This is a genomic window from Pseudomonas sessilinigenes, assembly GCF_003850565.1.
Taxonomy (GTDB): Bacteria; Pseudomonadota; Gammaproteobacteria; order Pseudomonadales; family Pseudomonadaceae; genus Aquipseudomonas; species Aquipseudomonas sessilinigenes.
Genome location: NZ_CP027706.1, coordinates 3,202,823 through 3,227,607, shown reverse-complemented (window position 1 = coordinate 3,227,607; position 24,785 = coordinate 3,202,823). Strand labels below are relative to the sequence as shown.

Here is a 24,785-nt window from a genome sequence, read left to right as displayed (position 1 = left end):
CGCAGCCGCCACCGGGCAGCACACGGGTGCCGGGCAAGCATTTCGCCGCTACAATGCGCGCCTTGACCCTGATAAGCCTGATTAAAAAAACATGTCCTTGCCCAAACATCACCTCGAACTGCTCAGCCCTGCCCGCGATGTCGGCATCGCCCGCGAAGCCATCCTGCATGGCGCCGACGCGGTGTACATCGGTGGCCCGAGCTTCGGCGCCCGCCACAACGCCAGTAACGAGGTGAGCGATATCGCCCAGCTGGTGGAATTCGCCCGTCGCTATCACGCCCGGGTATTCACCACCCTCAACACCATCCTCCACGACAATGAGTTGGAGCCGGCGCGCAAACTGATCCATCAGTTGTACGACGCCGGTGTCGATGCGCTGATCGTCCAGGACCTGGGGGTGATGGAGCTGGACATTCCGCCCATCGAACTGCACGCCAGCACCCAGACCGATATTCGCACCCTGGAGCGGGCCAAGTTCCTCGACCAGGCCGGCTTCTCCCAGCTGGTACTGGCTCGTGAGCTGAACCTCAAGGAAATCAGCGCCATCGCCGCCGAGACCGACGCGGCCATCGAATTCTTCATCCACGGCGCCCTGTGCGTGGCCTTCTCCGGCCAGTGCAACATTTCCCATGCCCAGACCGGTCGCAGCGCCAACCGCGGCGACTGCTCCCAGGCCTGCCGCCTGCCCTACACCCTGAAGGATGAGCACGGTGGCGTGATCGCCTACGAAAAGCACCTGCTGTCGATGAAGGACAACAACCAGAGCGCCAACATCCGCGCCCTGGTCGAAGCCGGGGTGCGCTCGTTCAAGATCGAGGGTCGCTATAAGGACATGGGGTATGTGAAGAACATCACCGCCTACTACCGCCAGCGCCTGGACGACGTACTGGAAGACCGCCCGGACCTGGCTCGCGCGTCCAGCGGCCGCACCGCGCACTTCTTCGTTCCCGACCCGGACAAGACCTTCCACCGTGGCAGCACCGACTACTTCGTCAGCGAGCGCAAGATCGACATCGGCGCGTTCGACTCACCAACCTTCACCGGATTGCCGGTGGGCGTGGTGGAAAAGGTCGGCAAGCGCGACCTAGAGGTGGTGACCTTCGAGCCATTGTCCAACGGCGACGGCCTCAACTTGCTGGTCAAGCGCGAGGTGGTGGGCTTTCGCGCCAACATCGCCGAAGCCCGCGGCGAGTTCGAGGAAGACGGTGAAAAGCGCTATCGCTATCGCGTCGAGCCCAACGAAATGCCCGAGGGCCTGCATCGCCTGCGCCCCAACCATCCGCTGAGCCGCAACCTGGACCACAACTGGCAGCAGGCCCTGACCCGTACCTCCGCCGAACGCCGCATCGGCCTGGCCTGGCAGGCCCGGCTGCGCGAGGAGCGCCTGGAGCTGAGCGCCACCAGTGAAGAAGGCATCGGCATCAGCGTCGCCCTGGACGGCCCCTTTGGCGTGGCCAACAAGCCGGAGCAGGCCCTGGAGCAATTGCGCGACCTGTTGGGCCAGCTGGGCACTACCTGCTACCACGCCACCGACGTCAAGCTGGACGCCCCCCAGGCCTACTTCATCCCCAACTCCCAGCTCAAGGCCCTGCGCCGGGAAGCCATCGAAGCCCTGGACGCCGCACGGATCGCCGCCCATCCACGGGGCTCGCGCAAAGCCGAAAGCAACCCGCCGCCGGTCTACCCCGAATCGCACCTGTCGTTCCTGGCCAACGTCTACAACCAGAAGGCCCGGGACTTCTACCATCGCCATGGCGTGCAGTTGATCGACGCCGCCTTCGAGGCCCACGAGGAACACGGCGAAGTGCCGGTGATGATCACCAAGCATTGCCTGCGCTTCTCCTTCAACCTGTGCCCCAAGCAGGCCAAGGGCGTGACCGGCGTACGTACCAAGGTGGCCCCGATGCAGCTGGTGCACGGTGACGAGGTGCTGACCCTGAAGTTCGACTGCAAGCCTTGCGAAATGCACGTGGTGGGCAAGATCAAGGGCCATATCCTCGACTTGCCGCTGCCCGGCAGCAGTGCAGACTCGGTGGTGGGCCATATCAGCCCCGAAGACCTGCTCAAGACCATTCACCGCGCACCGCATTGAGTGGCTGGCGGGCGCCGCGCAATGCCGTCGCGCCCGCTGCAGATTCCAGACTCCAGAATCCAGGCCACCAGCCTGCACCTGCCAATAGCCCGGCGCTGACAGGCACAATGTTCCGCCTGTTACGCGCCATGCTTGGTTTCATTGCACATACGTCCCCTCTTCTACGTACGTAGCGTTTTTTTCTCGGCCAGGGGGGAGTTCCCTGTCAGTCGCCGTGGTCTACTACGCGCCGGTCGATCGGCAAACAGGTATAGTGGCCGACCTCGCTGAGCGACAAGCCGATTCCGGCGCTGGCCGCACTCCGGCCCCCGCTCCTATCAAGACAGAATGGATAACGTGTGTTCGCAAGATTCGTATTCATTGCCCTGCTCCTGACTCTGTCGGCGTGCAGTTCCAAGCCCTCCAACTCCGGGCCCCTCAAGGCTGGCGAGTATCGCGTCCAGCGCGGCGATACCCTGTATTCCATCGCCAGCCGCAACGGCACGAACTGGAAGGAAGTGGCGCGGCTCAACGGTCTCAAGGCGCCCTATACCGTGGAAGTCGGCCAGGTTTTGAAGGTGGGCGGTGGCGCCCCCAGAACGACCCGGGTGGCCAGCAGCAAGACACGAACCAGCACCAGCAGGAGCAAGGCCCCACCGCCTGCCCCGCCGATGCCCAAGGTCACTCTCAAGGGCTGGACCTGGCCGCTGCGCGGGGTGCTGATCGGACGCTTCTCGCCTACCGGCAAGCTCAACCAGGGCATCCGCATCGCCACCGCCGAGGGCCAGCCGATCCACGCCAGCCTCGGCGGCAAGGTGGCGTTCGCCGGCTACATGCGCGGCTACGGCAACCTCATGATTCTCCAGCACGGGCCGTCCTACACCAGTACCTATGCCTACAACAGCAAACTGCTGGTCAAGGAAGGCCAGATGGTGATCAAGGGCCAGAAAATCGCCGAAGCCGGGTCCCAGGATACCGACCGCGCCCAGTTGTATTTCGAGATCCGCGCCAATGGCGTGCCGGTCGACCCGATACGCCTGCTACCACCGGGTTGAGCAACACCACCATCAACCCGGCTCACAAAGTGGCGCTGGCGCCAACGAAGCCCTGACCCGGCGCGGCAACAGCGTCAGCAAGGCCAGCAACGCCAGCACGGCACCGATCCACAAAGGTGCCTTGAGCCCATGGCCCGCCTGGATCGCCAGCCCGCCAGCCCAGGCGATGAACGCCAGGCCGGCATTGATCACCGACACATGCACGCTGTTGACCAGGGGTCCGGGATTGGCGGTACGCATGACCCGCACGATCAGGGCCGGGCTCAGGGGCACGCCCACCAGGCCGATGACCAGGAATGCCACGACACTGAACAGCGCCTGCTCGGCGCAGAGCGCGAAGGCCAGCAAGGCCAGGCCCAGCACCAGCAATCCCGAGCTGAGTACGGCGAAGGTGAAGCGATCGGCGAAACGCCCCACCAGGCTGTTGCCGACAAGGTTCATCAGGCCGTACAGCCCCAACAGGATCGGCAGCAGTGTGCCAGGTACCCCGGACACCTCGGTCAAGATCGCCGTGACGTAGGTGAATGCCGCGTAGGCCGCGGCGATCACCAAGCCGCTGCTGGCATAGGCGGCCCATAGCGTGCCGCTGCCCAGGGCCCTGAACTGCTCACCCAGGCCAGCGCCGCTCGACTCTCGCGAAGACGGCACCAGCGCCCTGACGATCACGACGCACACAGCCGTCAGCGCCACCACCAGCCAAAAGCTGGTTCGCCAGCCCAGGTGCTGGTCGATAAGGGTCGCCGCCGGGACCCCAAGTACAGTGGCCAGCATCATGCCGCTGAGCACGATGGATGAGGCCCGGCCCCTGGCCTCCTGCGCCACTGTCTCGGCACAGATCGCCAGCGCCCCGCCGATGCATGCCGAACCCGCCACACCGGTGATGACCCTGGCCAATGCCATGGTGCCGTAGTGACTGGCGCTGGCAGCCACTACGGCGCCCAGCAGGTACAGGGCCAGTTGCCAGAGCAGGGCTTGCCGACTGGGCACCTTCAACCAGAGGAACAAGGCCGTCAGCAAGGGACCGCCCAGGACCATGCCCAAGGCATACAGGGCGATCAGGTAGCCGATTTGCGCCGCGCTGACGCCGAACACCGCCGCCAGGGACGGCATCATGCCAGCGACCATGAACTCGGAAGTGGTCAGGACGAAAATGGTCAGGGCCAACCAGTAGACCGTCCCAGGCATGGACACCTGATCGCGATGGCCTCGTGCGGTCATGACCATCCTCCCCACAGCGGGAGGCGGGAGCTCGATGAAGCTTTCCTGGGATTGGGCATGAGGACTCCTGGCAATACATTCAATTGAATTATTGAATGAAAGACCGATGCTAGTTTCGGCCACGCACTCGGGTCAAGCCCCTTGCCCTCGCCTCCCGCCCAGAAATGGATCTAGCCGGCGTTGAACCTCATGCAGTGAACAGGGCATCTGCGACTCTCGCAGGACTCTTGCAAAACCTCGCTACCGTGCTGGCTTGGCGCCTGCCTGCTGTTGGGCACACCCACGCAAGCAGCCAGAGGTTTACCGGAGTGCGCCAGAACCTTGCGCCAACCGTGCGGGGTGAACTCGGTGCCAATCCCTGTCGGCACTGGGCCGGACCTGTCGCACTGAGTCCCGATAGTTCACTCGCTACCCGTTGCTCTGGGCCTGGTGCTCCATTCACAAGAGAGGCCAGCAGGCCCGTTCCTGCGCACCAAGCCAGCCATTGCTCCAGCCTTGGAAGGGTGCAGTGCTCCTATGCCAAGCCGCTACAGGCCCAGCTGCTCATGCTCCAGGTCGCCTTCCCTGCCCGCCCACCAAGCGGGAATGGGCAACAGCGACTCTGCCACGCCTACTGCCAACAGGTTGCGGCGCAGGTTCCTGAGCCGAACCAGTACCTGGACCCTGGGTTCGACCTGGGTCAAGGCCTGCCAACTCAATTGAACGTACCGACCATGGGTAGCGGCCGAGTAGTGGAGCAACGGCTGTATAAATGAATCACCCAGCTCGAAGTAGCTCAGGTAAGCGGATGCGTTATCTGCCAGCACGGCATTCTGCCGGGCATCCCTGGAAGCCTGCATGCGGGTCTCCAACAGCTCTATTGCGGCCGTGCTCTCATACAAGGGCGAGCTCTTGCCACTTAGCAGCCATTGATACTTCGAGTTCTCCGAAAACAATGAGTTGGCGATACCGTTTGGGCAGAAGAACAGCTCGATCGCCCTGCGCACCAGGGTTGGCACCACTGCCTGTGTCACTTTGTCCAGGTACTGGTCGCGGGCCTCAAAGTCCTGCCTGCCATAGCTGATGAGTTGTCGGAACTGGGTCTTGACCGCAAAGTGAATCTGGTTCGGTTCATCACAGTTAGCCGCAATGCGCTGGGCCAAACACCATTCGCGTTGGCGAATGTTCCGATCCAGTTCAGTGTCATCCAGGCTCAGGAAATCGAAGAAGGTCCTGATCGCGGCGAGGCAGGCCTCGGGCTCCCGACAAACCGCCCTCATGGTCTCGCTCGCCCCCTCGCCGTAGAACCACTCCATCAACTCCAGCAGCGCCAGGCATTTATCAGTGGCACTTTCAAATGCACTCCGGGAGTAACACGCGCCAGCCGCCCTGTGAAGCTGCCCATACTGGATGTTGGCGGCATTGAGCATGTCCCTTATCACCAGGCGCTCGGTTTCCCCACTCCGGTCGATGGCCTGGTGGATGAACTCATCGATGACCCCCTTGCTCCGATGCTCCAGCCAGCTATCGAAGAACAGCGCAAACTCTCGAAGCGTGAAGGCAGGTACCAGGGTTGCCAGGCTCATCTCGTAGTCGATTTTCTCCGGCCCCGACTGGCTGTCGCGCCGTGCGAGTACGAACGCCTCGAACAGTTGCAAGGAGCGTTGGGCCAACGGTCCCTCTGGATCGAAGCGGCTCGTGGCGAGCGCTGCCTGTCGCTGCTGCTCGCGCTCTTCCTCGTTTGGGCCACCCAGCATGTTGGGGCCGAACGCATTGAAGAGCACTTGGGTGTGCTGGTTAAAATGCTCGAGCATCCTGGGCTCCAGCTCACGCAGCAGGGTCTGCAAGACAATCCCGTGCCAGTCCAGATCACCCTCGTTGTGCCGCTCTGCCGCCGCACCGAACACCGACAGGCTGCGACAGATGCGCTTGGCCTGCCGCGGATTGCCGGGAAACCACCGGGCACAGCGCTCGATCGTCGTCGCGGGCAAAAAACCGCAGCACGCCTGCAGGTTCTTCATCACCATCTTCTCTGTCTGCTTGGCCGTGGGTGCCGGCAGGGCAAAGGGTACGTCGATGATCTTGTCCAGGAAGTGCTGGGCGGACTCGCCAAAAGCCTCGGAGTAACTGCACAACGCCCGGCTGATCAGCTCATGATCGAACGCCAGGACAAAGACGAACCCAGGCCAGTCGAGCAGCTCCCGCAGGGCCAGGAGCGTTTCCGGCAGAATCTTCGGGTCGGCGCGATCCAGGTCGTCGATGAAGACAATCACCCGGCGCGCACCCAACTGTCTGTGCAACGCCTCCAGGTCCTCTTCCTTGAGTTGCAGCATGCTGCCCAACTTGTCGAACACGACCCCCGATACCTTGGCCGCAGCAGTGATGACCTGACCGTACTCCAGTGAGTCCGGAAGCTGCGCCTGGGCAACCGTATCCGTCGCCTTGGCTGCGATATGGCTGACCTTCTGGCTCAAGCGCCGCAGCCAGGGACGCAAGGGCTCGGCCAGGCCTTCACCTTGCAGTGCTTCAGTCAACTCCAGGTAGAAGCGGGCCAGGAACCCGTCTTCACCGTTGGTGCGCCAGACGGGAAAGCGGATGACGATATCGCCCTTTTCCTCTGCAATCTGCTGCAGGAAGTTCAGCACGCTGGTCTTGCCGCTGCCCCACTGGCCGTACAGGCCGATGCGCGAGGACCAGTCCGGGGGAGTGGAAGTGATCACGCGATGAATCAGCTTGGCTAACGGCCAGCGGTCCAGAAGATCGTCCTGGCGGTGAGTGAGTGGCGCATCATTTCCACCAGAGACGCTAGCATTCTGGATGGTCGACATTCGTTGCAGTTCCTTATCCTGGTTCCTGGTGCTCATTGCTCTTGCTTGCTACCACCACGGGCCGCCTCACTCTCTAGGGACGAACGGGCTTGAACAGATCGATGGAAATCATCTTGTACATCCCGCTCAACGGCACCATGCGCTTGATATCCATCTGGTAGAAATCGGCTGTCGGACTGATAGAGGCCGGCATGCTCGGCGTACAGCCAGTCAAGCTGTAGAGATTCATGTAGTCGGCATTGGGGTCGCCCACGGTGCCCTGGCGCATGGAAAGTGTACAACGCAAGCTGCCCTTGAGCCCCGGGCCGCCATCACCCTGGACTTCCAACCGCAGCGGACAGACGCCCATGCGCCGCCCACCCATCCAGGGGTCCTGGGCTTGTGGACATTCCTGATCGCCGACAGTGGCCATGACCTGCCCCACCAGTTGGCGCAAATCCTTGTTCTGATCAGGCCAGACCTCACCGTTGTCCACCATGCGGTCCTTGATGAACAACGTGTAGCGCACCGGAAAGCCGACTTTGTTGTTCAGCATGAAAGAGCCCTGGGAATAGGCCAGTTTCTCGTCGGCCTTGCATCCGGCGCGGTTACTGACGGCGAATTCGGTGGTGTTGAGGTTGGTAACGCTCGTTCCACCGCGCAGCTTGATCAGGCACTGGGCCTGCCGACCATCGGTGCAACTGTTTTCGACGATATGGAAGCCGTTGCTGTGTACCGCGCTGTCATCAATGACAAAGCCATTGAAGTTGGTCATGTCGCTGGGGAGCACCCGGTTGACCCGCAGATCCACAAGAAACGCGCCATCCTGGGCAACCGAGGGTTCCAGATTCATGGAAAAGCGGGCATTGCACTGCTGCTTCAAGGTCACCCTGAAGTCTTGCGCATCGGGCAACCCTCCAAAGATACCGCCAATACCGAAAGGCAGGCCCAGCACACCGCCGAGCACAGTCAGTATTCCCGAAACAGCAGACTTGGCACCGGCATAGGCCTGCATTTCCGCGTTGGTCATGCTGCCATACGAGGCGTTGCTGAAGTTATTCGTCTGTGACCACCTGAAGCTCGTGGTGGAACGAATGGTGCCACTCACGCGGGCTTCATCGCAGGCACCTCGCTCTTGGCAGAACTTGAGATTGAAGCCCCAGTCCTTGCTGAAGAGATCGACGATATTGATGACCGGTTTCTTCAGTGCCATCACCAGCACTCCCTGCTGGCGCGACCCAATCACCACCGGCCCTGCCTCCGTCCCCTTGAGAGTGGCGTACCGAGGCACATCAATGGGGTACTTGCGCTCGAAATCCGCCGCGTTGACATTGAATGCAGGTTCGAAAGTGATTGGGTAGTCACCCTCGTTCTCGATCAGCACCGTGATGAAATCAGGTTCGGCAGCCTGGGCTTTCAAGCAGCCCGTCGCACTCAATAACACACCTGTCAACAGGACACTCTTGCGATAGGTGGAGCGTACGGATCTGTCCATCATCAATCCTTGATTGTAAATCCCGCTCATTACTCTAAATGGTTTATGTCAAATCGCCATCTTTTAGGCGCAAGCCGCTACCGGAGGCTGATCAGCCCCACCTCGATGCTCGTTTCTGGACAGACAACCTGGTCTTGCAACCCGATGAAACGCACGGCGTGGCACCGCCGGCCGTCCTGCGGAGTCTTGCTTGCCAAGCAGCCACAAACGACAGGTCAGCTTTTCATCCAGGACGACGCTTGAGGGTCTGGCTGGGCAACTCCTTGAACAACGCCCGATAGCTACTGGAGAAACGCCCCAGGTGCCAGAACGACCAGTGCATCGCCACCTCGGCCACCGTGGTTTCCTGTGGATTGCAACTGCGCAGCTCGCGATGGGCGCTGTTGAGCCGGCGCAGGCGCAGCCATTGGCTGGGAGCCATGCCGGTAAAGGCCTTGAAGGCGCTCTGCAACTGGCGCAGGGACACCCCGGCGACCTGGGCCAGTTCCAGCAGGTTGAGGGTTTCCTCGGGCAGGTCGGCGGCCCATTGCGCGACCCGCTGCATGATGGCCCGTTCCTCCGTGCGCCGTTGCAGGCCATCGCGGTCCAGGCGCACGCAAGCGTTGTCGAGAATGTACAGGCAGTCATCCAGCAACTGCTGGGTCAGGGCTTCCCGGCTGGGTGGATCGAGGGTCTGTGACAAGCGCGTCAAGGTCGCGCTGAGCCAGCGGCAGAACAACGCGTTCTGCTGGCAGGTCAAGGGCGCCATGAACAGGCCATCCAGGCGTTCGACCCCCAGGCCCTGGCCCTGGACGAACTCGGGGCCGAACACCACCGCCACTTCCTGGTAGTTCTCGGGGGTGATCCAGATATTGCGGCTCTCGCCATTGAGCACGTACAGCGCGTTGTCGCTGCGATCGAAGCAGAACGCCAGGGCGCCTTCGGGGGCATTGAAGTTCTGTTCGACCCGGGTATTCATGCGCTCTTCGTAGATTTGCACGCCCTGCAGGTCCAGGTAACGCACCAGGCCATTGAAATGCCCGGGGGACATCTGCCGGTACTGCTGGACCCAACCGGGGGTGGCCCGGACCTGGTCGATCACATCGAAGGCCTTGAAGGCCTGGACTTGAAGCGGATTGGACGTCGTCATGGGAAGACCTTACGCACTCTTTTGGTGCGTTTTGCGTCTGTTGAAAGTGGATAGATGGAACCACAAGGCTCGCCCAAGATAGTCGCCAATGCGCCGCAGGGGAAGCCTTGCCGGGATACTCCCGCTCACCTGGGTGCAGATGAAAACAATCATCGAGGTCTTTATGAACGCCCCTTTCGATCAGCTTTCCTCATGGCTGAAAGAGCACAAGATTACCGAAGTAGAGTGCGTGGTCAGCGACCTGACCGGCATTGCCCGCGGCAAGATCGCACCCACCAACAAGTTCCTGCATGAGCGAGGCATGCGCCTGCCGGAAAGTGTCCTGCTGCAAACGGTAACCGGGGATTTTGTCGACGACGACCTGTACTACGAACTGCTGGACCCGGCTGACATCGACATGCTCTGTCGTCCCGATCCCTCGTCGATCTACCTGGTGCCCTGGGCCCTGGAACCCACGGCCATTGTCATCCACGACACATTCGACAAATTCGGCAACCCCATCGAACTGTCGCCACGCAATGTGCTGAAGAAAGTCCTGCAGCTCTACACCGACAAGGGCTGGCAGCCGATCGTGGCTCCGGAAATGGAGTTCTACCTGACCCAGCGTTGTGAAGACCCGGACCTGCCGCTGCAAGCGCCCCTGGGACGCTCGGGACGTGCCGAGAGCGGCCGGCAGTCATTCTCCATCGATGCCGCCAACGAATTCGACCCACTGTTCGAGGACGTCTACGACTGGTGCGAAGCCCAAGGCCTGGACCTCGATACGTTGATCCACGAAGACGGCCCGGCGCAGATGGAGATCAACTTCCGCCATGGCGACGCCCTGGACCTGGCGGACCAGATCACCGTGTTCAAGCGCACCCTGCGCGAGGCCGCGCTCAAGCACAACGTCACCGCCACCTTCATGGCCAAGCCGATCACCGATGAGCCCGGCAGCGCCATGCACCTGCACCAGAGCGTGGTGGACATCGCCACCGGCAAGCCGGTATTCACCAACGACGACGGCAGCATGAGCGAGCTGTTTCTGCAGCACATCGGCGGATTGCAGAAGTACATCCCCAAGGTGCTGCCGATGTTCGCCCCCAACGTCAACTCGTTCCGCCGCTTCCTGCCGGATACCTCGGCCCCGGTGAACGTCGAATGGGGCGTGGAAAACCGCACCGCCGGCCTGCGGGTACCGACCTCCAGCCCGGAAGCCACGCGGGTGGAAAACCGCTTGCCCGGTGCCGATGCCAACCCCTACCTGGCGATCGCCGCGAGCCTGCTGTGCGGCTACCTGGGCATGGTCGAAGGCATTGCCCCCAGCGCGGCGGTGGAAGGCCGCGCCTACGAGCGACGCAACCTGCGCCTGCCGATCACCATCGAGGACGCCCTGGCGCACATGGAGGAATGCCCGGTCATCGAGCAGTACCTGGGGCGCAAGTTCGTGCGTGGCTATGTCGCGGTCAAGCGTGCCGAGAACGAGAACTTCAAGCGTGTGATCAGCTCCTGGGAACGCGAGTTCCTGCTGCTCAGCGTTTGATCCGGCGATTTTACGAACAACAAAAACATCCCACAGAGGTGTCGAACATGCGTCTATTCAAAGCAGTGATCCCGGTCGCCCTGGCGACCCTGTGCAGCACCGCCGCCCAGGCCGAACCCAGCGTCAGCGTGTACAACTGGAGCGACTACATAGGCAAGACGACCCTGGCCGACTTCCAGGCCCAGACCGGGATCAAGGTGATCTACGATGTGTTCGACTCCAACGAGACCCTGGAAGGCAAGCTGCTGGCCGGACGTACCGGCTACGACGTGGTGGTGCCTTCCAACCACTTCCTCACCCGCCAGGTGAAGGCCGGGGCCTTCCTCAAGCTGGACCGGACGCAACTGCCCAACTGGAAGAACCTGGACCCGAAGCTGATGACCCTGTTGCAGCAGAACGATCCCGGCAACCAGTACTCGGTGCCCTACCTGTGGGGCACCAATGGCATTGGCTACAACGTCGACAAGGTCAAGCAGGTGCTGGGCATCGACCATATCGACTCCTGGGCGGTGCTGTTCGAACCGCAGAATCTGAAGAAGCTGGCGCAATGCGGGGTCTCGCTGATGGACTCGCCCGATGAAGTCATGCCGGCGATGCTCAACTACCTGGGCCTGGACCCCAACAGCCAATCGGCGGCCGATTACCAGAAGGCCGAGGCCAAGCTGTTGAGCCTGCGCCCCTACATCACCTACTTCCACTCCTCCAAGTACGTCTCGGACCTGGCCAACGGCAATATCTGCGTGGCGTTCGCCTACTCCGGCGATGCCTTCCAGGCCGCCAACCGGGCCAGGGAAGCCAAGAATGGAGTGAACATCGCCTACGCGATTCCCAAGGAAGGCAGCAACCTGTGGTTCGACCTGATGGCCATTCCCGCGGACGCCGCCAATACCAAACAGGCCCATGCCTTCATCAACTACCTGCTGGACCCGCAAGTAATCGCCAAGGTCAGCGCCCAGGTCGGCTATGCCAACCCCACGCCGGCCTCCCAGCAGTACATGGACGCCCAGTTGGTGAACGATCCCGAGGTCTACCCACCCAAGGAGGTGCTGGACAAGCTGTACATCGCCAGCACTCCGTCTCCCGCGATCATGCGCGTCATGACTCGCTCGTGGAGCAAAGTGAAGTCCAACAAATGAACCAGCCACTCTCCCTGGGCGGTGCCAACGGGCACGCCCACTCCTATTACGCCACCTCGGTCGGTGCCCTGCCCGGCTACCCATCCCTGGAAGGCGACCTGCAAGCCGACGTCTGCGTGGTTGGCGGCGGCTTCACCGGGGTCAACACCGCCATCGAGCTGGCCCAGCGCGGGCTGTCGGTGATCCTCCTGGAGGCCCGGCGCATCGGCTGGGGCGCCAGCGGGCGCAACGGCGGGCAACTGATCCGCGGTATCGGCCATGACATCAGCGGCTTTGCCCGCTATGTCGGCCAGGAAGGACTGAAATACCTGGAACAGGCCGGTATCGAATCGGTGCAGGTGGTGGGCCAGCGTATCGCCAAGCACGGGATCGACTGCGACCTGCGCTGGGGGTTCTGCGAACTGGCCAATACTCCGGCCCAGTTCGCCGCATTCCAAAGCGAACAGGAGCACCTGCTGAGCCTGGATTATCGCCATGCCACCCGCCTCGTGGCGGCCCGGGACATGCACCAGGTAGTGGCCTCCAAGGCCTACGCCGGAGGCCTGGTGGACATGGGCTCAGGCCACCTGCACCCCCTCAAGCTGGTGGTGGGCGAAGCCCGGGTAGCGACGTCCCTGGGCGTGCGGATCTTCGAGCACAGCCCGGTGCTGGAGCTAGGCCACGGCGATAGCGTGACGCTGCGCTGCGCCAGGGGCACCGTGCGAGCCGGACGCCTGGTGCTGGCGTGCAACGCTCACCTGGAGGACCTGGAGCCGCGCCTGAGCGGCAAGGTCTTGCCCGCGGGTAGCTACATCATCGCCAGCGAACCGCTGCCCGAATCTCTGGCCAGGCAGTTGATCCCGGACAACCTGGCACTGTGCGACCAGAAAGTCGGCCTCGACTATTACCGGCTGACCGCCGACCGGCGCCTGCTGTTCGGTGGGGCCTGCCATTACTCCGGCCGCGATCCAGCGGATATCGCCGGCTACATGCGGCCGAAGATGCTCAAGGTGTTCCCACAACTGGGGGACATCAGTATCGACTTCCAGTGGGGTGGCAAGATCGGCATCACCGCCAACCGCTTCCCCCAGGTCGGACGCCTGCGCCAGTTCCCCAACGTGTACTACGCCCAGGGGTACTCCGGACATGGACTTAACGTCACCCATTGGACCGCGCGGCTGCTGGCCGAGGCGATCCATGCCGGCCACAGCCAGGGCCTGGACGTGTTCAGCGCGGTACCGCACATGACCTTTCCCGGCGGGCCCGCCTTGCGTGCGCCCTTGCTGGCCCTGGGCATGCTCTGGCATCGGCTGCGTGAAGTCCTGGGTTGACGGCCCACCTCCCAGGGCTCGGGAAGTGGGCGCATGCCCAGGTTCACAAAAAGCGCCTGTGCAGGAAGTCCAGCAGCCGGTGGTTGACCTGCTGCGCACGCTCGCTCTGGATCCAGTGCCCACACCCTTGCAGCACATGCTGCTCCAGGTCGGCGACCCGGTCGGGCATGCGCTTGAGGGTATGGGCCTCCAGCACGCCGACCGGATCGCGATCGCCCAACAGGAACAACGTAGGCTGTATGACCCGGGCTTGCGCGAGAAACTCGGTACGCTGCCAATTGCGCTCGAAATTGCGGTACCAGTTCAAGGCCGGGCGAAATCCCCTGCCAACGAAAGCCTGCCGATAGACCTGGAAATCCTCCTCCGGGCACCAGCTGGGCAAGCTGTCGGGGATGGTCACGCCATCGAACAATCGGGAGTCGGCCGGCTTGGGTTGCAGCAGGGCCTCGATATTGCCCATGAACAACCGCAGGCTGGTATCGATGTCAGCGTCGAGCTCGGCCTCGGCCACGCCCGGTTCCTGGAAATACAGGATGTAGTTGAAATGCCCACCGTGCACCTGGCGCATGATCTCGCTGGCCGGGCGCTTGGGCCGCCCGGCAAAGGGCACCGACATCGTCACCAGCGCCGCCACCCGCTGCGGCTCCAACAGAGCCAGGTGCCAGGCCACCGGCGCTCCCCAGTCGTGGCCAACCATGCACACCCGCTCGTGACCGAAGGCCTCCATGGCCTGCTGGATATCGGCGCACAGGGTCAGCAGGTCGTAGTCTGCTATCGCCTGGGGAGCGGAGCTGCGGCCGTAGCCACGCATTTCCGGGACAAAGACCCGGAACCCGGCCGCCGCCAAAGCCGGCACCTGGTGCCGCCAGGAATGCCAGCACTCGGGAAAGCCGTGGAGCAGCCAAACGGGCCGGCCTTGCTCGGGGCCGGCCACCCAGACGCTGAGTTCGATGCCGTTGACGGCCAGAATGTGCTGCTGGAAGGAAGTCATGGCGAGGGCTCCTGGCAAGTGCCAGGAAAACCTAGCAGATGTCCTGCCAGGCATTGAGCATCATCGATCAGCCGAATGATGCGGGTGTCGGCTCTGCGCGGCGGACATCAGCTCAGGTGGATTCGCGAACTGCGGCGGCTGCGCAGCCGGTCGCAGCCTCGCCAGCTCGGCAGCGGCTACAGGTGCCCGGCCAGGGCATGGCTTTGCTGGCGGATCAGTCGCTGGGTCGCGAGGACCTTTTCCAGTGCCTGCTCTGAGTCCGGGTCCTGCATTGGCGCGCGGATCGCCGCCGATACCAGGCTGATCAGCTTGGCCATGACCTCGGCATCGGTGGCCGGGCGCCCCAGGCTCATCGCCTGCATCAACAGCCGCAACTCGGTGCCCGCCATCACCCCGGAAATCGCCTTGAGGGCGAACTGCAGGCGCACCCCCAACTCGTTACGCGGCAGGTCCGGCAGGGCCAGGGCGAATGCCTTGAAAAAGCGTTCGAACACCGGCTGGTAGTGTTCCTTGAGGTACTCCTGGATGAAGGGCGAGGTATCGCTGTAGACCCGGCCAAGGAAGCGGATGAACGAACGACCTTCCACGCCGCCGCTTTCATCACTGCGTTCCATGCCCATCGCCGGGGCGAACAACACCCCCAGCAGGGTTTCGCAATCCAGCGGCCCGTCGCTCTGCTCCTCGCACTTGGCCAAGAGCTCCAGGCGCTGATCATTGAGCGGCCCCAGGCGCTGCATCAGCAGGGCCTTCATCAGCGAGTCCTTGTCGCCGAAGTGATAGTTCACCGCCGCCAGGTTGACCTTGGCCCGTTCGGTGATCTGGCGCAGCAGCACGGCGTCGTAGCCGTACTTGATGAATAATGCCTCGGTCGCTTCCAGCAGTCGGGTCTTGGTGACATTGGGGGCACTGAGTTTCTTGGCGACCATGGAGGGCTAACCTTTACTGGATGAAAAACTGACCGTTCGAACAGTGTTTTAAAAAAAAATTTGATTTTTTATACCCGCGAGATTCCCTAAAAGCAAGGGCCTGAGGGACTCCTAAAGCGCCCATAGGCCGTTTTGTGACCAGTGGGTTCCTGCTCCAAAGCTGTCAAAAAAAGCGCTCGATTACCCGCTCTAGACAGCTAGCGCCCAGGAATGAACGCAGTTACTATTCAAACAAGTTTTTTAAAATAATAAATAAAACCAGAGCTTGGCGCTGCTCCAAAAAACTGCCCCGAAGACTCCCCCAGGTGTGGTTTTTTTCAGACAGTCCGTCGAGCCAGCCGGCGCAGTAAGCGATGACAGAGACGATAATCGAGCAAGGTTTCATCTCCCTGCAGGGCATAGGCAAGAGCTATCGGCTGGCGGAGCAACCGCTCCATATTCTCAAGAACGTCTCCTTGTCCATCCAGGCCGGTGAAAGCTGCGCCATCCTCGGTGCCTCCGGCTCTGGCAAGAGTACCCTGCTGAATATCCTCGGCCTGCTGGACCTGCCCGACAGCGGCGACTATCGCTTCGCTGGCCACGATATCTTCCGCGCCAGCCCCGATCAGCTGGCGGCGATCCGCAACCGCCAGATCGGCTTCGTGTTCCAGAGCTTCAACCTGCTGCCACGCCTGAGCGCACTGGACAACGTCGCCCTGCCCCTGAGCTACCGTGGGGTAGCACGGCGTGAGTCCCTGGAGCGAGCCATGCACATGCTCGACCAGGTCGGCCTCGGGCAGCGTGCCGACCACCGTCCGGCGGACCTGTCCGGCGGCCAGCGGCAACGGGTGGCCATCGCCCGGGCACTGGTGGGCGAACCCTCGGTCATCCTCGCCGACGAGCCCACCGGCAACCTCGACAGCCACACGGCCCGGGACATCATGGACCTGCTGCTGTCGTTGAACCGTGAACGCCAGGTCACCCTAATCATCGTCACCCACGACCCCGGCATCGCCCAGCGCCTGGAGCGGCAAATCCGGGTCAACAACGGCGTGGTGCAAGAGGTCTGTCCGGCATGAGCCTGATGCTCGAGCAAAGCGCCAGCCAGCTGCTGCACGAAGCCTTCGTCAGCCTGCGGACCCTGGGCAAGCGCTCGATCCTGGCCCTGTTGGGCATCGTCATCGGCAGCTCCTCGGTGGTGGCCCTGATCAATATCGGCCATAACGCCGCCAAGGATGCCGCGGCGATCTTCCAGGACATGGGCACCGATACCCTTGCCGTACAGTTTCCCGATACATCCGGCAGCAAGGCCCGGATGCCTGCGGTCCTGGATATCGACTACCTGTACCAGCGCCTGCCACACATCCTGCATATCGCGCCCGTATCCCTGTTCAGCGGCCCGGTGGTCTTCCAGGGGCGGACCACCAATGCCGGCCTGGTAGGCGCTACCGCACCGCTGGCCCAGGCCATGCGCCTGCAATTGCTGGAAGGTCGTTTCCTCTCGGTATTCGATGCCGGTGAAACCTATGCAGTAATCGGCGCCAACATCGCCCGGACCTTGAGTACGCCCCATCACCCCCTGCGGCTAGGGGACCGGGTTCGGGTCAACGATTACCTGTTCCAGATCATCGGCATTCTGCGCGAACAACCCTCCGCGGTATTGATCCCGGTACAGACCAACGACTCACTGTTCATACCGCTGGAAGGCATGCGGCGAATTTCTCCCTCGCCACAGATCAGCAACCTCATCGCCCGCGCAGCCCCGGCACAGGATATGAACCACGTGGCCAGCGATCTGGAGCAAGCCTTGAAAAAACTCGTCCCAGGGCGAGGCGTCGAGGTCCAGATACCACAGCAGATCATCGACGGCATGACCCGGCAAAGCCGCACCTTCGGCTATTTGCTGATGGCGCTGGGGGGGATCTCCCTGGTGGGCGGTGGCGTTGGCGTCATGAACGTGATGTTGATGAACGTCTCGGAACGGCGTCGGGAGATCGGTATCCGCATGGCATTGGGGGCCCGACGCCGGGACATTCGCAACCTGTTCCTGCTCGAGGCGGTGACCCTGACAGCCGTTGGGGCCTTGTCAGGGGCCCTCCTGGGAATCAGCGCCGCCTATCTCTATGCCCGGGTCTCCGGCTGGGAATTCGCCCTGGCGTCCACCTCACTGCCACTGGGTGTCGGTAGCACCTTGCTGATCGGCCTGTTCTTCGGCCTGTATCCGGCGCTTTCGGCCTCTGCCCTGCAACCGGTGGAGGCCTTGCGGGATGAGTGAACGTATCGTCGCCCTGTTGCTGTGGTCATGCCTGCTCAGCCCATTGGCCCTGGCCAAGGAGATGGATGTGCTCAGCCAGGCATCGGCCCCCAGCATGCGCAATATCGGTGGGCACCAGGACGGCGCCACACTGCTGAACCAGCAGGTCGACCTGACCCTTGCCGATGCCGTCTACCTGGGGCTGCGCAACAACCGCACAATCCGCAGCGCCTACCTGGACCGTGTCACGCAGAAATACGACTTGCTGGTCGCGGAAGACACCTTCAACCCCAAGTTCTCGATCAACGGCACCTACCAGGCCAACAGAGGCAGTGCGGACGGTGTACGCAACGCCACGCTCAAACCCTCCTCGACCCTGCTCACCGAATACGGGACTCGGTTGAACCTGGCCTGGAACCAGGAGCTGAGCAATGCCAACCGGGCCGGTTACAACCGCCGGGACGGGCTGGACCTCTCCATTATCCAACCGCTGCTCAAGGGCGCCGGCTGGGATGTCACCACCGCGCCCCTGCGCCTGGTACGCCTCAACGAGCAAGCCAATCGCCTGAACCTCAAGGCTGGCGTGGCGCAAACCATATCCGCCGTCATCAGCGCCTACCGCGATCTGCTTCGGGCCCAGGAGCAATTGACTATCGTGGAGGCGGCGCTCAAGCGGGCCAATGCCCTGCTCGACGTGAACCGGGCCCTGATTGCCGCCGGCCGGATGGCCGAATTCGAGATCGTGCAGACTGAGGCCGATATCGCCACCCAGGAACTGGGGGTCGAGGATGCGCGCAATCAGGTCGACAGCAATCGCTTGTCATTGCTGCGCCTGCTGGCGCTTGACCTGTCGGCCCGGGTTCGAGCCAGCGATGCGTTGCAAGCAACACAGATCAGCATCGGCCGCCAGGAGGCCTTGCGCCTGGCCCAAATCCAGCAGCCCAACTACCTGGCGACCCTGCTGGGCAGCCAGCAGGCCGATCTGAACCTGGTCGTGGCCAAGAGCCAGGGACTCTGGGATGTCTCGCTGGTCGCTGGCGCCAATCAGGTTCGCAATCGCTACGACAATGACAGCGGCAACGGTTCAAGGCGTAACTGGGACAGTTATGCCGGGGTCCAGGTACAAATTCCCATCGGTGACCCGAAGACCCGCCAACAGGAAGTCCAGGCCCGGGTTGCCGTGGAGAAGCAGGAGCTGACCATTGCCGAAGCCCGTCAGGAACTGGAGCGCAATGTCAACGATGTAGTGCGCGACCTGGGGACGCGCTGGCGCCAATATGAGATCTCCCAGCGCGCCGTGGAGCTATCCCGGCGCAAGCTGGAAATCGAGCGGGAAAAGCTCAGCGCCGGACGCTCCAGCAACTTCCAGGTACTGAGCTATGAAAACGATTTGCGTACCAGCGAAAACGCGCGCCTGAATACCCTCATTGCCTATCTCAACGCCCAGACCCAACTGGACCTGACGCTGGGCACGACCTTGGAGACCTGGGACATTGAGCTCAACGACTTCTGATCCCAAGAAACTACGCAAACGCCGTATCCAGGCTGGCATTGCCATCGCCCTGCTGGTGGTGGCCGGTGCCGTCGTGATCAGCTATCGCGCCCCGGCCGAGCCGCAACCCGGCAAAGGGCAATGGATCGAAGTGAGCAACGCGCCATTGACCCACCAGATCGGCCTGGTGGGCAAGATCGAACCCTTGCAGACCATCAGCCTGGTAGCGCCCTTCGACGGCAATGTCCTGGCCAGCCTGGTGGAACAGGGCCAGCGGGTCGAAGCCGGCCAGGTGCTGCTGAAAATGGACCCGAGCCTGATCGAGATCCAGTTGCGCGAGGCCTTGTCGGTACAGCTCAAGGCACGCCGCACGGTGCAGGAGTTGCAGGATTGGGACAACAGCCCCCAAGTGTCCAGGGCCCGACGCACCTTGCGAACCTCGCAGATGACCGTCAGCAATACCGAGCGCAAGCTCAACGAGAGCCAGAACCTGTTCAGCCGGGGCATCATCCCCCGCAACGAACTCGATGACCTGACCCAGCAATTGCAGACCCAACGCATGGACCTGACCGCGGCCCAGGGCGAGTTGCAGCAGGCACAGGAACAGGGCAAGGGCGAATACCGCCAGATCGCCGACATGGAACTGACCAATGCCACGGTCAAGTACGAAGCCCTGCGCGCTTTGCTTGCCGGCAAGGACGTCAAGGCGCCCTTTGCCGGGATCGTCGTGCCGGCACCCGGGATCACCCTGGCGCAAGCGGCCTCGGCTGCCACCTCGGGCTCGATCCAGAACGGTAGCAAGGTCGGCCAGGGCCAGGCGCTGTTCGGCCTGGCCAACATCGAGCAGCTGAAAATCGTCAGCAAGGTCTCGGAGCTGGATATCAACCAGCTACGCCAGGGCCAGAGCGTGGAGATTCTCGGCGATGGCTTCGATGGCGAGCGCCTTCGCGGCCAGGTGGACATCGTCAGCAGCCTCGCCCTGCCGGCAGATGCTTCGGGCGGCAGCGCCCAATTCCCCGTGACCCTGTCGGTTCCCAAGCTGACCCAGGAACAACTGCAACGGGTACGCCTGGGCATGAGCGCCCGGCTCACCATCATTACCTACAGCAATGACCAGGCGATCGTGGTACCTCCCTCGGCGATCCAGCACAGCGCCGAGGGCATGAGCGTGGAATATCGCCCCGCAGCCGACCAGCCGCCCCGGCGGGTACCCGTGACCACAGGCCAATCGACGGCCGAAGGCGTGGAAGTGTTCGGCCTGCAATCAGGCCAGGTACGGCTGCCCGAGGGCCAGTGAGCACGCTGGGAAGATGTGGCTTGCCAGCCTTGAGGAAACTGCAGGCATAAAAAAGCGCCCCGCAGTGCAATGCCGATCGGTTAAGGACATCAGGCGCGAGGCTTGCCCGCGATGGACTGCAGAGCGCTGCGTTTATCCCGTAAACGCGCACTACCGCTCACGACCATCGCGGGCAAGCCTCGCTTCCATCACATGCCCGTTGTGCTCAGGTTCAGCGCAGGGCCCGGCGCAGGACCTTGCCGACCGTGGTCTTGGGCAGCTCTTCGACACGGAACTCAACGTAGCGCGGCACCTTGTAGCCGGTGAGGTATTCCCGGCAGTGGGCCAGCAGTTGCTCCTGGGTGAGGTTCGGGTCCTTGCGCACCACGAAGATCTTCACCTTCTCCCCGGTGACTCCATCCTCGACGCCGATGGCCGCTACTTCCGCCACCCCGGGATGCAAGGCCACCACATCCTCGATCTCGTTGGGGTACACGTTGAAGCCAGACACCAGGATCATGTCCTTCTTGCGGTCCACCAGGCGGATGAAGCCCTTTTCGTTCATCACCCCGATATCGCCCGTAGAGAGCCAGCCGTGGCGGTCCAGGACCTTGGCGGTTTCCTCGGGTCGCTGCCAGTAGCCCTTCATCACCTGCGGGCCGCGTACCTGCAACTCGCCCTCCTCGCCGATGTCCGCCAGTTGGCCGTCCTCGCGCATGAAGCGCACCCAGGTGGACGGCAGCGGCACACCGATAGTGCCGCTGAAATCACTTTCGCGCACACGGGCGACCTCGATCGGGCTGATGCTCACCACCGGCGAGCATTCGGTCAGCCCATAACCCTCGACGATCGGTACCCCCGTCACCTCTTTCCAACGCTGGGCCACGGCGGTGTGGGTAGCCATGCCACCAGCAATCGCCAGCTTCAGGTCGGAGAAATCGCGCCCACGGAATTCCTCGTTCTCCAGCAAGCCATTGAACAAGGTGTTGACCCCGACGATGCCGCTGAACTTTTCCTTGCGCAGGATCATCTGCACCCGCTTCACGTCACGGGGGTTGGCGATCAGGATATTGCGCCCCCCCAGGCACATGAACATCAGGCAGTTCACCGTCAGCGACAGCACGTGGTACAGCGGCAGCAGGGTGACGTTGGTTTCCTGCTGGTTCTCGTCCAGCTGGTCGCCGACCCAGGCCTTGGCCTGCATCAGGTTGGCCAGGATGTTGCGGTGGGTGAGCATGGCGCCCTTGGCATCGCCCGTGGTACCACCGGTGTACTGCAAGAAGGCGATGTCGTCCTGCGCAAGCTCCACCGGCCGGTACTCCAGCACGGCCGCCAGCTTCATCATCGCCGGGAAGCGAATGGAACCTGGCAGGTTGAACTTGGGAACCTGCTTCTGCACATGGCGCAGGACGAAATTCAGCGCCGCCCCCTTGAAGGTGCCCACCAGGTCGCCGATGGAGGCCACCACGATGTTCTTCAACTTGCTGCCCGGCATGGCCTGTTCCAGGGTATGGGCGAAGTTCTCGAAGATCACCACGGTCTCGGCGCCGCTGTCCTTGAGCAGATGGCGCAGCTCATGGGCGGTGTACAGCGGGTTGACGTTGACCACCATGGCGCCGACCAGCAGCGTACCGAACAGGCAGATCGGGTACTGCAGGCTGTTGGGCATCATCAACGCCACCCGATCGCCCTTTTTCACCCCCTTGGACTGCAGCCAGGCGGCGAAAGCGAACACGCGCTTTTCCCACAGGTCGTAGCCCATCTCGGTGCCGATGCTGACATAGGCCACCCGTTGTCGATACTTGTCCACGTGTTCGAGAAACACCTCGCGCAACGACGGGTAACGGTCGATGTCGGCTTCGATATCGCTGGGTACACCCGACATGTAAGCGTTGAGCCAGATACGCTCGGCAGGTTGCAGGCTTGCGACGCTCATGGGCAGTCTCCTTGTTATTTTATTTTTCGACGATGGCGGTTACACCCAGCCCGCCTGCTGCACAGACGGAAATCAGTCCGCGGCCTCCCCCGCGCTCGTGAATGGCCTTGGCCAGGGCCGCCAACAGCCGCCCACCGGTAGCGGCAAAAGGATGCCCGCACCCCAGGGAGCCGCCGTTGACGTTGAGTTTGGCCCGGTCGATGCTCCCCAGCGGCCCTTCGAGCCCGAGCTTGTCCCGGCAATAGTCGGCATCCTCCCAGGCCTTGAGGGTGCACAGCACCTGGGCAGCGAAGGCTTCGTGGATCTCATAGAAATCGAAGTCGCCAAGCCCCAGCCCCTCCCGGGCCAGCATGCGCGGTACTGCGTAGGCTGGCGCCATCAGCAGGCCCTCGGTGCCATCGACGAAGTTCACCGCCGCGGTCTCCCCGGTACGCAGGTAGGCCAGCACCGGCAGGTTGTTGGCCGCGGCCCACTCTTCGCTGGCCAGCAGCACCACCGAGGCGCCATCGGTCAGGGGCGTCGAGTTGCCGGCCGTCAGGGTGCCGCTGTTGCGGTCATAGGCCGGTCCCAGGCCGGCGAGCTTTTCCAGGCTGGCGTCGGCCCGCAGGTTGTTGTCCCGCGCAAGGCCGCGATACGGCGTCATCAGGTCGTCGAAAAAACCCCGCTGATAGGCCGCATTCAACCGTTGGTGGCTGGCCAGGGTCAGTTCGTCCTGGGCCAGGCGCTTGATCTGCCAGCGCTTGGCCATTTCCTCGCAGTGCTCGCCCATGGACAGGCCGGTGCGCGGCTCGCCGTTACGCGGCAGCAATGGCTTGAAGAACATCCCCGGGCGCACCTTGAGCAGGCTACGCAGCTTGTTGCCGGTACCCTTGGCGCGATTGGCCGCGAGCAAGGTGCGACGCAAGCCTTCGTTGATGCCGATGGGCGCATCGGAGGTGGTATCGGAGCCACCGGCAATACCCACCTCGATCTGCCCCAGGGCGATCTTGTTGGCCACCAGCAGCGCCGCCTCCAGCCCGGTGCCGCAGGCCTGCTGGATATCGTAGGCCGGGGTCTGCGGCGACAACGTGGTGGACATCACACACTCACGGGCCAGGTTGAAGTCCCGCGAATGCTTGATCACCGCCCCCGCGGCGAACTCCCCCAGGCGTTGTCCGGCAAGGCCGTACCTGTCCACCAGGCCCTGCAGGGCCGCCACCAGCAGGTCCTGGTTACTGTCATTGGCATACACCGTGTTGGAACGGGCGAACGGAATCCGGTTGCCACCGATGATCGCTACCCGGCGCACCGGCGCCGGATTGAAACTGTACTCAGTCATTCCCGAGCTCCCCAGGTCAGTAGGCCGCGCATATGGGGCTTGTCGCCCGCGTTGTTGCGCACTTCGAATTCATGGCGCGGGCCGTCGGGCACGCGACTCCACAGGCTTACCGAGGCCGGTAGGAAAATCGGCAGCTTGAACTCGCAATCCAACTGCGCCACGGCCAGCGGATGCGGTGGTTGTTGCGCCGCCAGGGCCCGGCCCAGGGTCCACATGCCATGGGCGATGGGCCGACGGAAACCGAACAATCGCGCACCCAGCCAGGAGGTGTGGATCGGATTGAAGTCGCCGCTGACCTTGGCGAAACGTCGCCCCAGGTCCCCGGCCAGGCTCCAGCGTTGGGTGCGCACCAGGGCCTGTTCATCCAGTTCCAGCGCCCCAGCCCAGGGCTCGCCCACAGGGTTGGAAACGCCGCGGCGCAGGTACAGGCTGTCGCCCTCCCAGACCAGCCCGCCACCACTGTAGGCACGGGTGGCGATGGACAGGGCCTGGCCCTTGGGATGGGCGACCCAGCGCTCGGCAAAGACTTCCAGGCGCAGGGCCTGGCCCTCCTCCAGGCGCTGATGCTGGCGAATGTGATTGGCCAGGTGGACCATGCCACTGGCCGGATAGGGAAAGGTCCGGCTGGTGAGCAGCAACAGATGCAGGGGAAACGCCAAGGTATGGGGGAACGACAGCGGCACCCCATGCTCGCGGCGGAACCCGCAGGCCTGGGCATAACGGGCGACCTGCGCCGCCTGCAGCTCCACCGCCGGGCGCACCAGGCGCTCGGTAGGCAACGGCGGTGCGGTCTCAAGCTTGGGCTTGCGCAAGCCGCGCAGGCCGTCGTAGAGCAACTGGCCACGGGACGGTGGCGGCTCGATGATGCGAATCGCGGAATCGGCACTCATG

18 protein-coding genes are annotated in these 24,785 nt (G+C 62.9%); 9 read left to right on the top strand and 9 right to left on the bottom strand.

Features of this window, described 5'->3' with window-relative positions; translation table 11 throughout:
* The first annotated feature begins 91 nt into the window (after positions 1-91).
* Positions 92-2,092 carry a peptidase U32 family protein gene (locus tag C4K39_RS14870; RefSeq protein ID WP_068576112.1) on the top strand — a complete coding sequence of 667 codons (2,001 nt, stop codon included), beginning with the start codon at positions 92-94 and terminating at the stop codon, positions 2,090-2,092.
* 338 nt (positions 2,093-2,430) lie between these two features.
* Positions 2,431-3,126 (top strand): peptidoglycan DD-metalloendopeptidase family protein, encoded by a 696-nt coding sequence (locus C4K39_RS14865; protein WP_178083966.1) that lies wholly within the window; start codon positions 2,431-2,433, stop codon positions 3,124-3,126.
* Between the two features lie 12 nt (positions 3,127-3,138).
* On the opposite strand, the gene C4K39_RS14860 is transcribed toward C4K39_RS14865, so the two are convergent.
* From C4K39_RS14860 to C4K39_RS14845, 4 genes are all read right to left on the bottom strand, one after another.
* A complete protein-coding gene (locus C4K39_RS14860; RefSeq protein WP_437179373.1) occupies positions 3,139-4,344 on the bottom strand; it encodes an MFS transporter in 1,206 nt (401 codons plus the stop codon).
* Positions 4,345-4,871: 527 nt separating this feature from the next.
* Positions 4,872-7,151: a KAP family P-loop NTPase fold protein gene (locus C4K39_RS14855; RefSeq protein WP_164487287.1), complete on the bottom strand. Its 2,280-nt coding sequence runs from the start codon at positions 7,149-7,151 to the stop codon at positions 4,872-4,874.
* A 73-nt stretch (positions 7,152-7,224) separates the two neighbouring features.
* A complete protein-coding gene (locus C4K39_RS14850) occupies positions 7,225-8,625 on the bottom strand; it encodes a hypothetical protein (protein ID WP_124346805.1) in 1,401 nt (466 codons plus the stop codon).
* Between the two features lie 223 nt (positions 8,626-8,848).
* Positions 8,849-9,754 carry a helix-turn-helix domain-containing protein gene (locus C4K39_RS14845; protein WP_068576106.1) on the bottom strand — a complete coding sequence of 302 codons (906 nt, stop codon included), beginning with the start codon at positions 9,752-9,754 and terminating at the stop codon, positions 8,849-8,851.
* A gap of 163 nt (positions 9,755-9,917) precedes the next feature.
* Here C4K39_RS14845 and C4K39_RS14840 point away from each other — a divergent pair, with 163 nt between their 5' ends.
* The 3 genes from C4K39_RS14840 to C4K39_RS14830 are packed head-to-tail and all read left to right on the top strand — an operon-like array spanning position 9,918 to position 13,722.
* A complete protein-coding gene (locus tag C4K39_RS14840) occupies positions 9,918-11,276 on the top strand; it encodes a glutamine synthetase family protein (protein WP_068576105.1) in 1,359 nt (452 codons plus the stop codon).
* A gap of 47 nt (positions 11,277-11,323) precedes the next feature.
* Complete coding sequence (locus C4K39_RS14835) at positions 11,324-12,412, top strand: polyamine ABC transporter substrate-binding protein (RefSeq protein WP_068576102.1); 1,089 nt, start codon at positions 11,324-11,326, stop codon at positions 12,410-12,412.
* Complete coding sequence (locus C4K39_RS14830) at positions 12,409-13,722, top strand: NAD(P)/FAD-dependent oxidoreductase (protein ID WP_124346804.1); 1,314 nt, start codon at positions 12,409-12,411, stop codon at positions 13,720-13,722. The genes C4K39_RS14835 and C4K39_RS14830 overlap by 4 nt, the downstream gene beginning before the upstream one ends.
* Before the next feature lie 43 nt (positions 13,723-13,765).
* Here C4K39_RS14830 and C4K39_RS14825 read toward each other — a convergent pair whose 3' ends face one another.
* Together C4K39_RS14825 and C4K39_RS14820 are read right to left on the bottom strand one after the other, a co-directional pair.
* A complete protein-coding gene (locus tag C4K39_RS14825) occupies positions 13,766-14,713 on the bottom strand; it encodes an alpha/beta fold hydrolase (RefSeq protein ID WP_124346803.1) in 948 nt (315 codons plus the stop codon).
* 176 nt (positions 14,714-14,889) lie between these two features.
* Positions 14,890-15,639 carry a TetR/AcrR family transcriptional regulator gene (locus C4K39_RS14820; RefSeq protein WP_068576096.1) on the bottom strand — a complete coding sequence of 250 codons (750 nt, stop codon included), beginning with the start codon at positions 15,637-15,639 and terminating at the stop codon, positions 14,890-14,892.
* 353 nt (positions 15,640-15,992) lie between these two features.
* Between C4K39_RS14820 and C4K39_RS14815 the strand changes: the two genes are divergently transcribed.
* Genes C4K39_RS14815 through C4K39_RS14800 form a run of 4 tightly spaced genes read left to right on the top strand, consistent with a single transcriptional unit; the run spans position 15,993 to position 20,661 of the window.
* Positions 15,993-16,697 (top strand): ABC transporter ATP-binding protein, encoded by a 705-nt coding sequence (locus C4K39_RS14815; protein WP_068576094.1) that lies wholly within the window; start codon positions 15,993-15,995, stop codon positions 16,695-16,697.
* Complete coding sequence (locus tag C4K39_RS14810) at positions 16,694-17,893, top strand: ABC transporter permease (RefSeq protein ID WP_068576092.1); 1,200 nt, start codon at positions 16,694-16,696, stop codon at positions 17,891-17,893. Before C4K39_RS14815 ends, C4K39_RS14810 begins: the two co-directional genes overlap by 4 nt.
* A complete protein-coding gene (locus tag C4K39_RS14805) occupies positions 17,886-19,385 on the top strand; it encodes a TolC family protein (protein ID WP_124346802.1) in 1,500 nt (499 codons plus the stop codon). The genes C4K39_RS14810 and C4K39_RS14805 overlap by 8 nt, the downstream gene beginning before the upstream one ends.
* Positions 19,366-20,661, top strand: coding sequence for an efflux RND transporter periplasmic adaptor subunit (locus C4K39_RS14800; protein ID WP_437179372.1), 1,296 nt, complete (start codon positions 19,366-19,368; stop codon positions 20,659-20,661). Before C4K39_RS14805 ends, C4K39_RS14800 begins: the two co-directional genes overlap by 20 nt.
* A gap of 211 nt (positions 20,662-20,872) precedes the next feature.
* Here the strand turns inward: C4K39_RS14800 and C4K39_RS14795 are convergent, their stop codons facing one another.
* The 3 genes from C4K39_RS14795 to C4K39_RS14785 are packed head-to-tail and all read right to left on the bottom strand — an operon-like array spanning position 20,873 to position 24,784.
* Positions 20,873-22,576 carry an AMP-binding protein gene (locus C4K39_RS14795; RefSeq protein WP_124346801.1) on the bottom strand — a complete coding sequence of 568 codons (1,704 nt, stop codon included), beginning with the start codon at positions 22,574-22,576 and terminating at the stop codon, positions 20,873-20,875.
* Positions 22,577-22,595: 19 nt separating this feature from the next.
* Entirely contained in the window at positions 22,596-23,894 is a 1,299-nt protein-coding gene (locus tag C4K39_RS14790; RefSeq protein WP_068576085.1) for an acetyl-CoA C-acetyltransferase, read from the bottom strand.
* A complete protein-coding gene (locus tag C4K39_RS14785; protein WP_124346800.1) occupies positions 23,891-24,784 on the bottom strand; it encodes a MaoC family dehydratase in 894 nt (297 codons plus the stop codon). The genes C4K39_RS14790 and C4K39_RS14785 overlap by 4 nt, the downstream gene beginning before the upstream one ends.
* Between the last annotated feature and the right edge of the window lies 1 nt (position 24,785).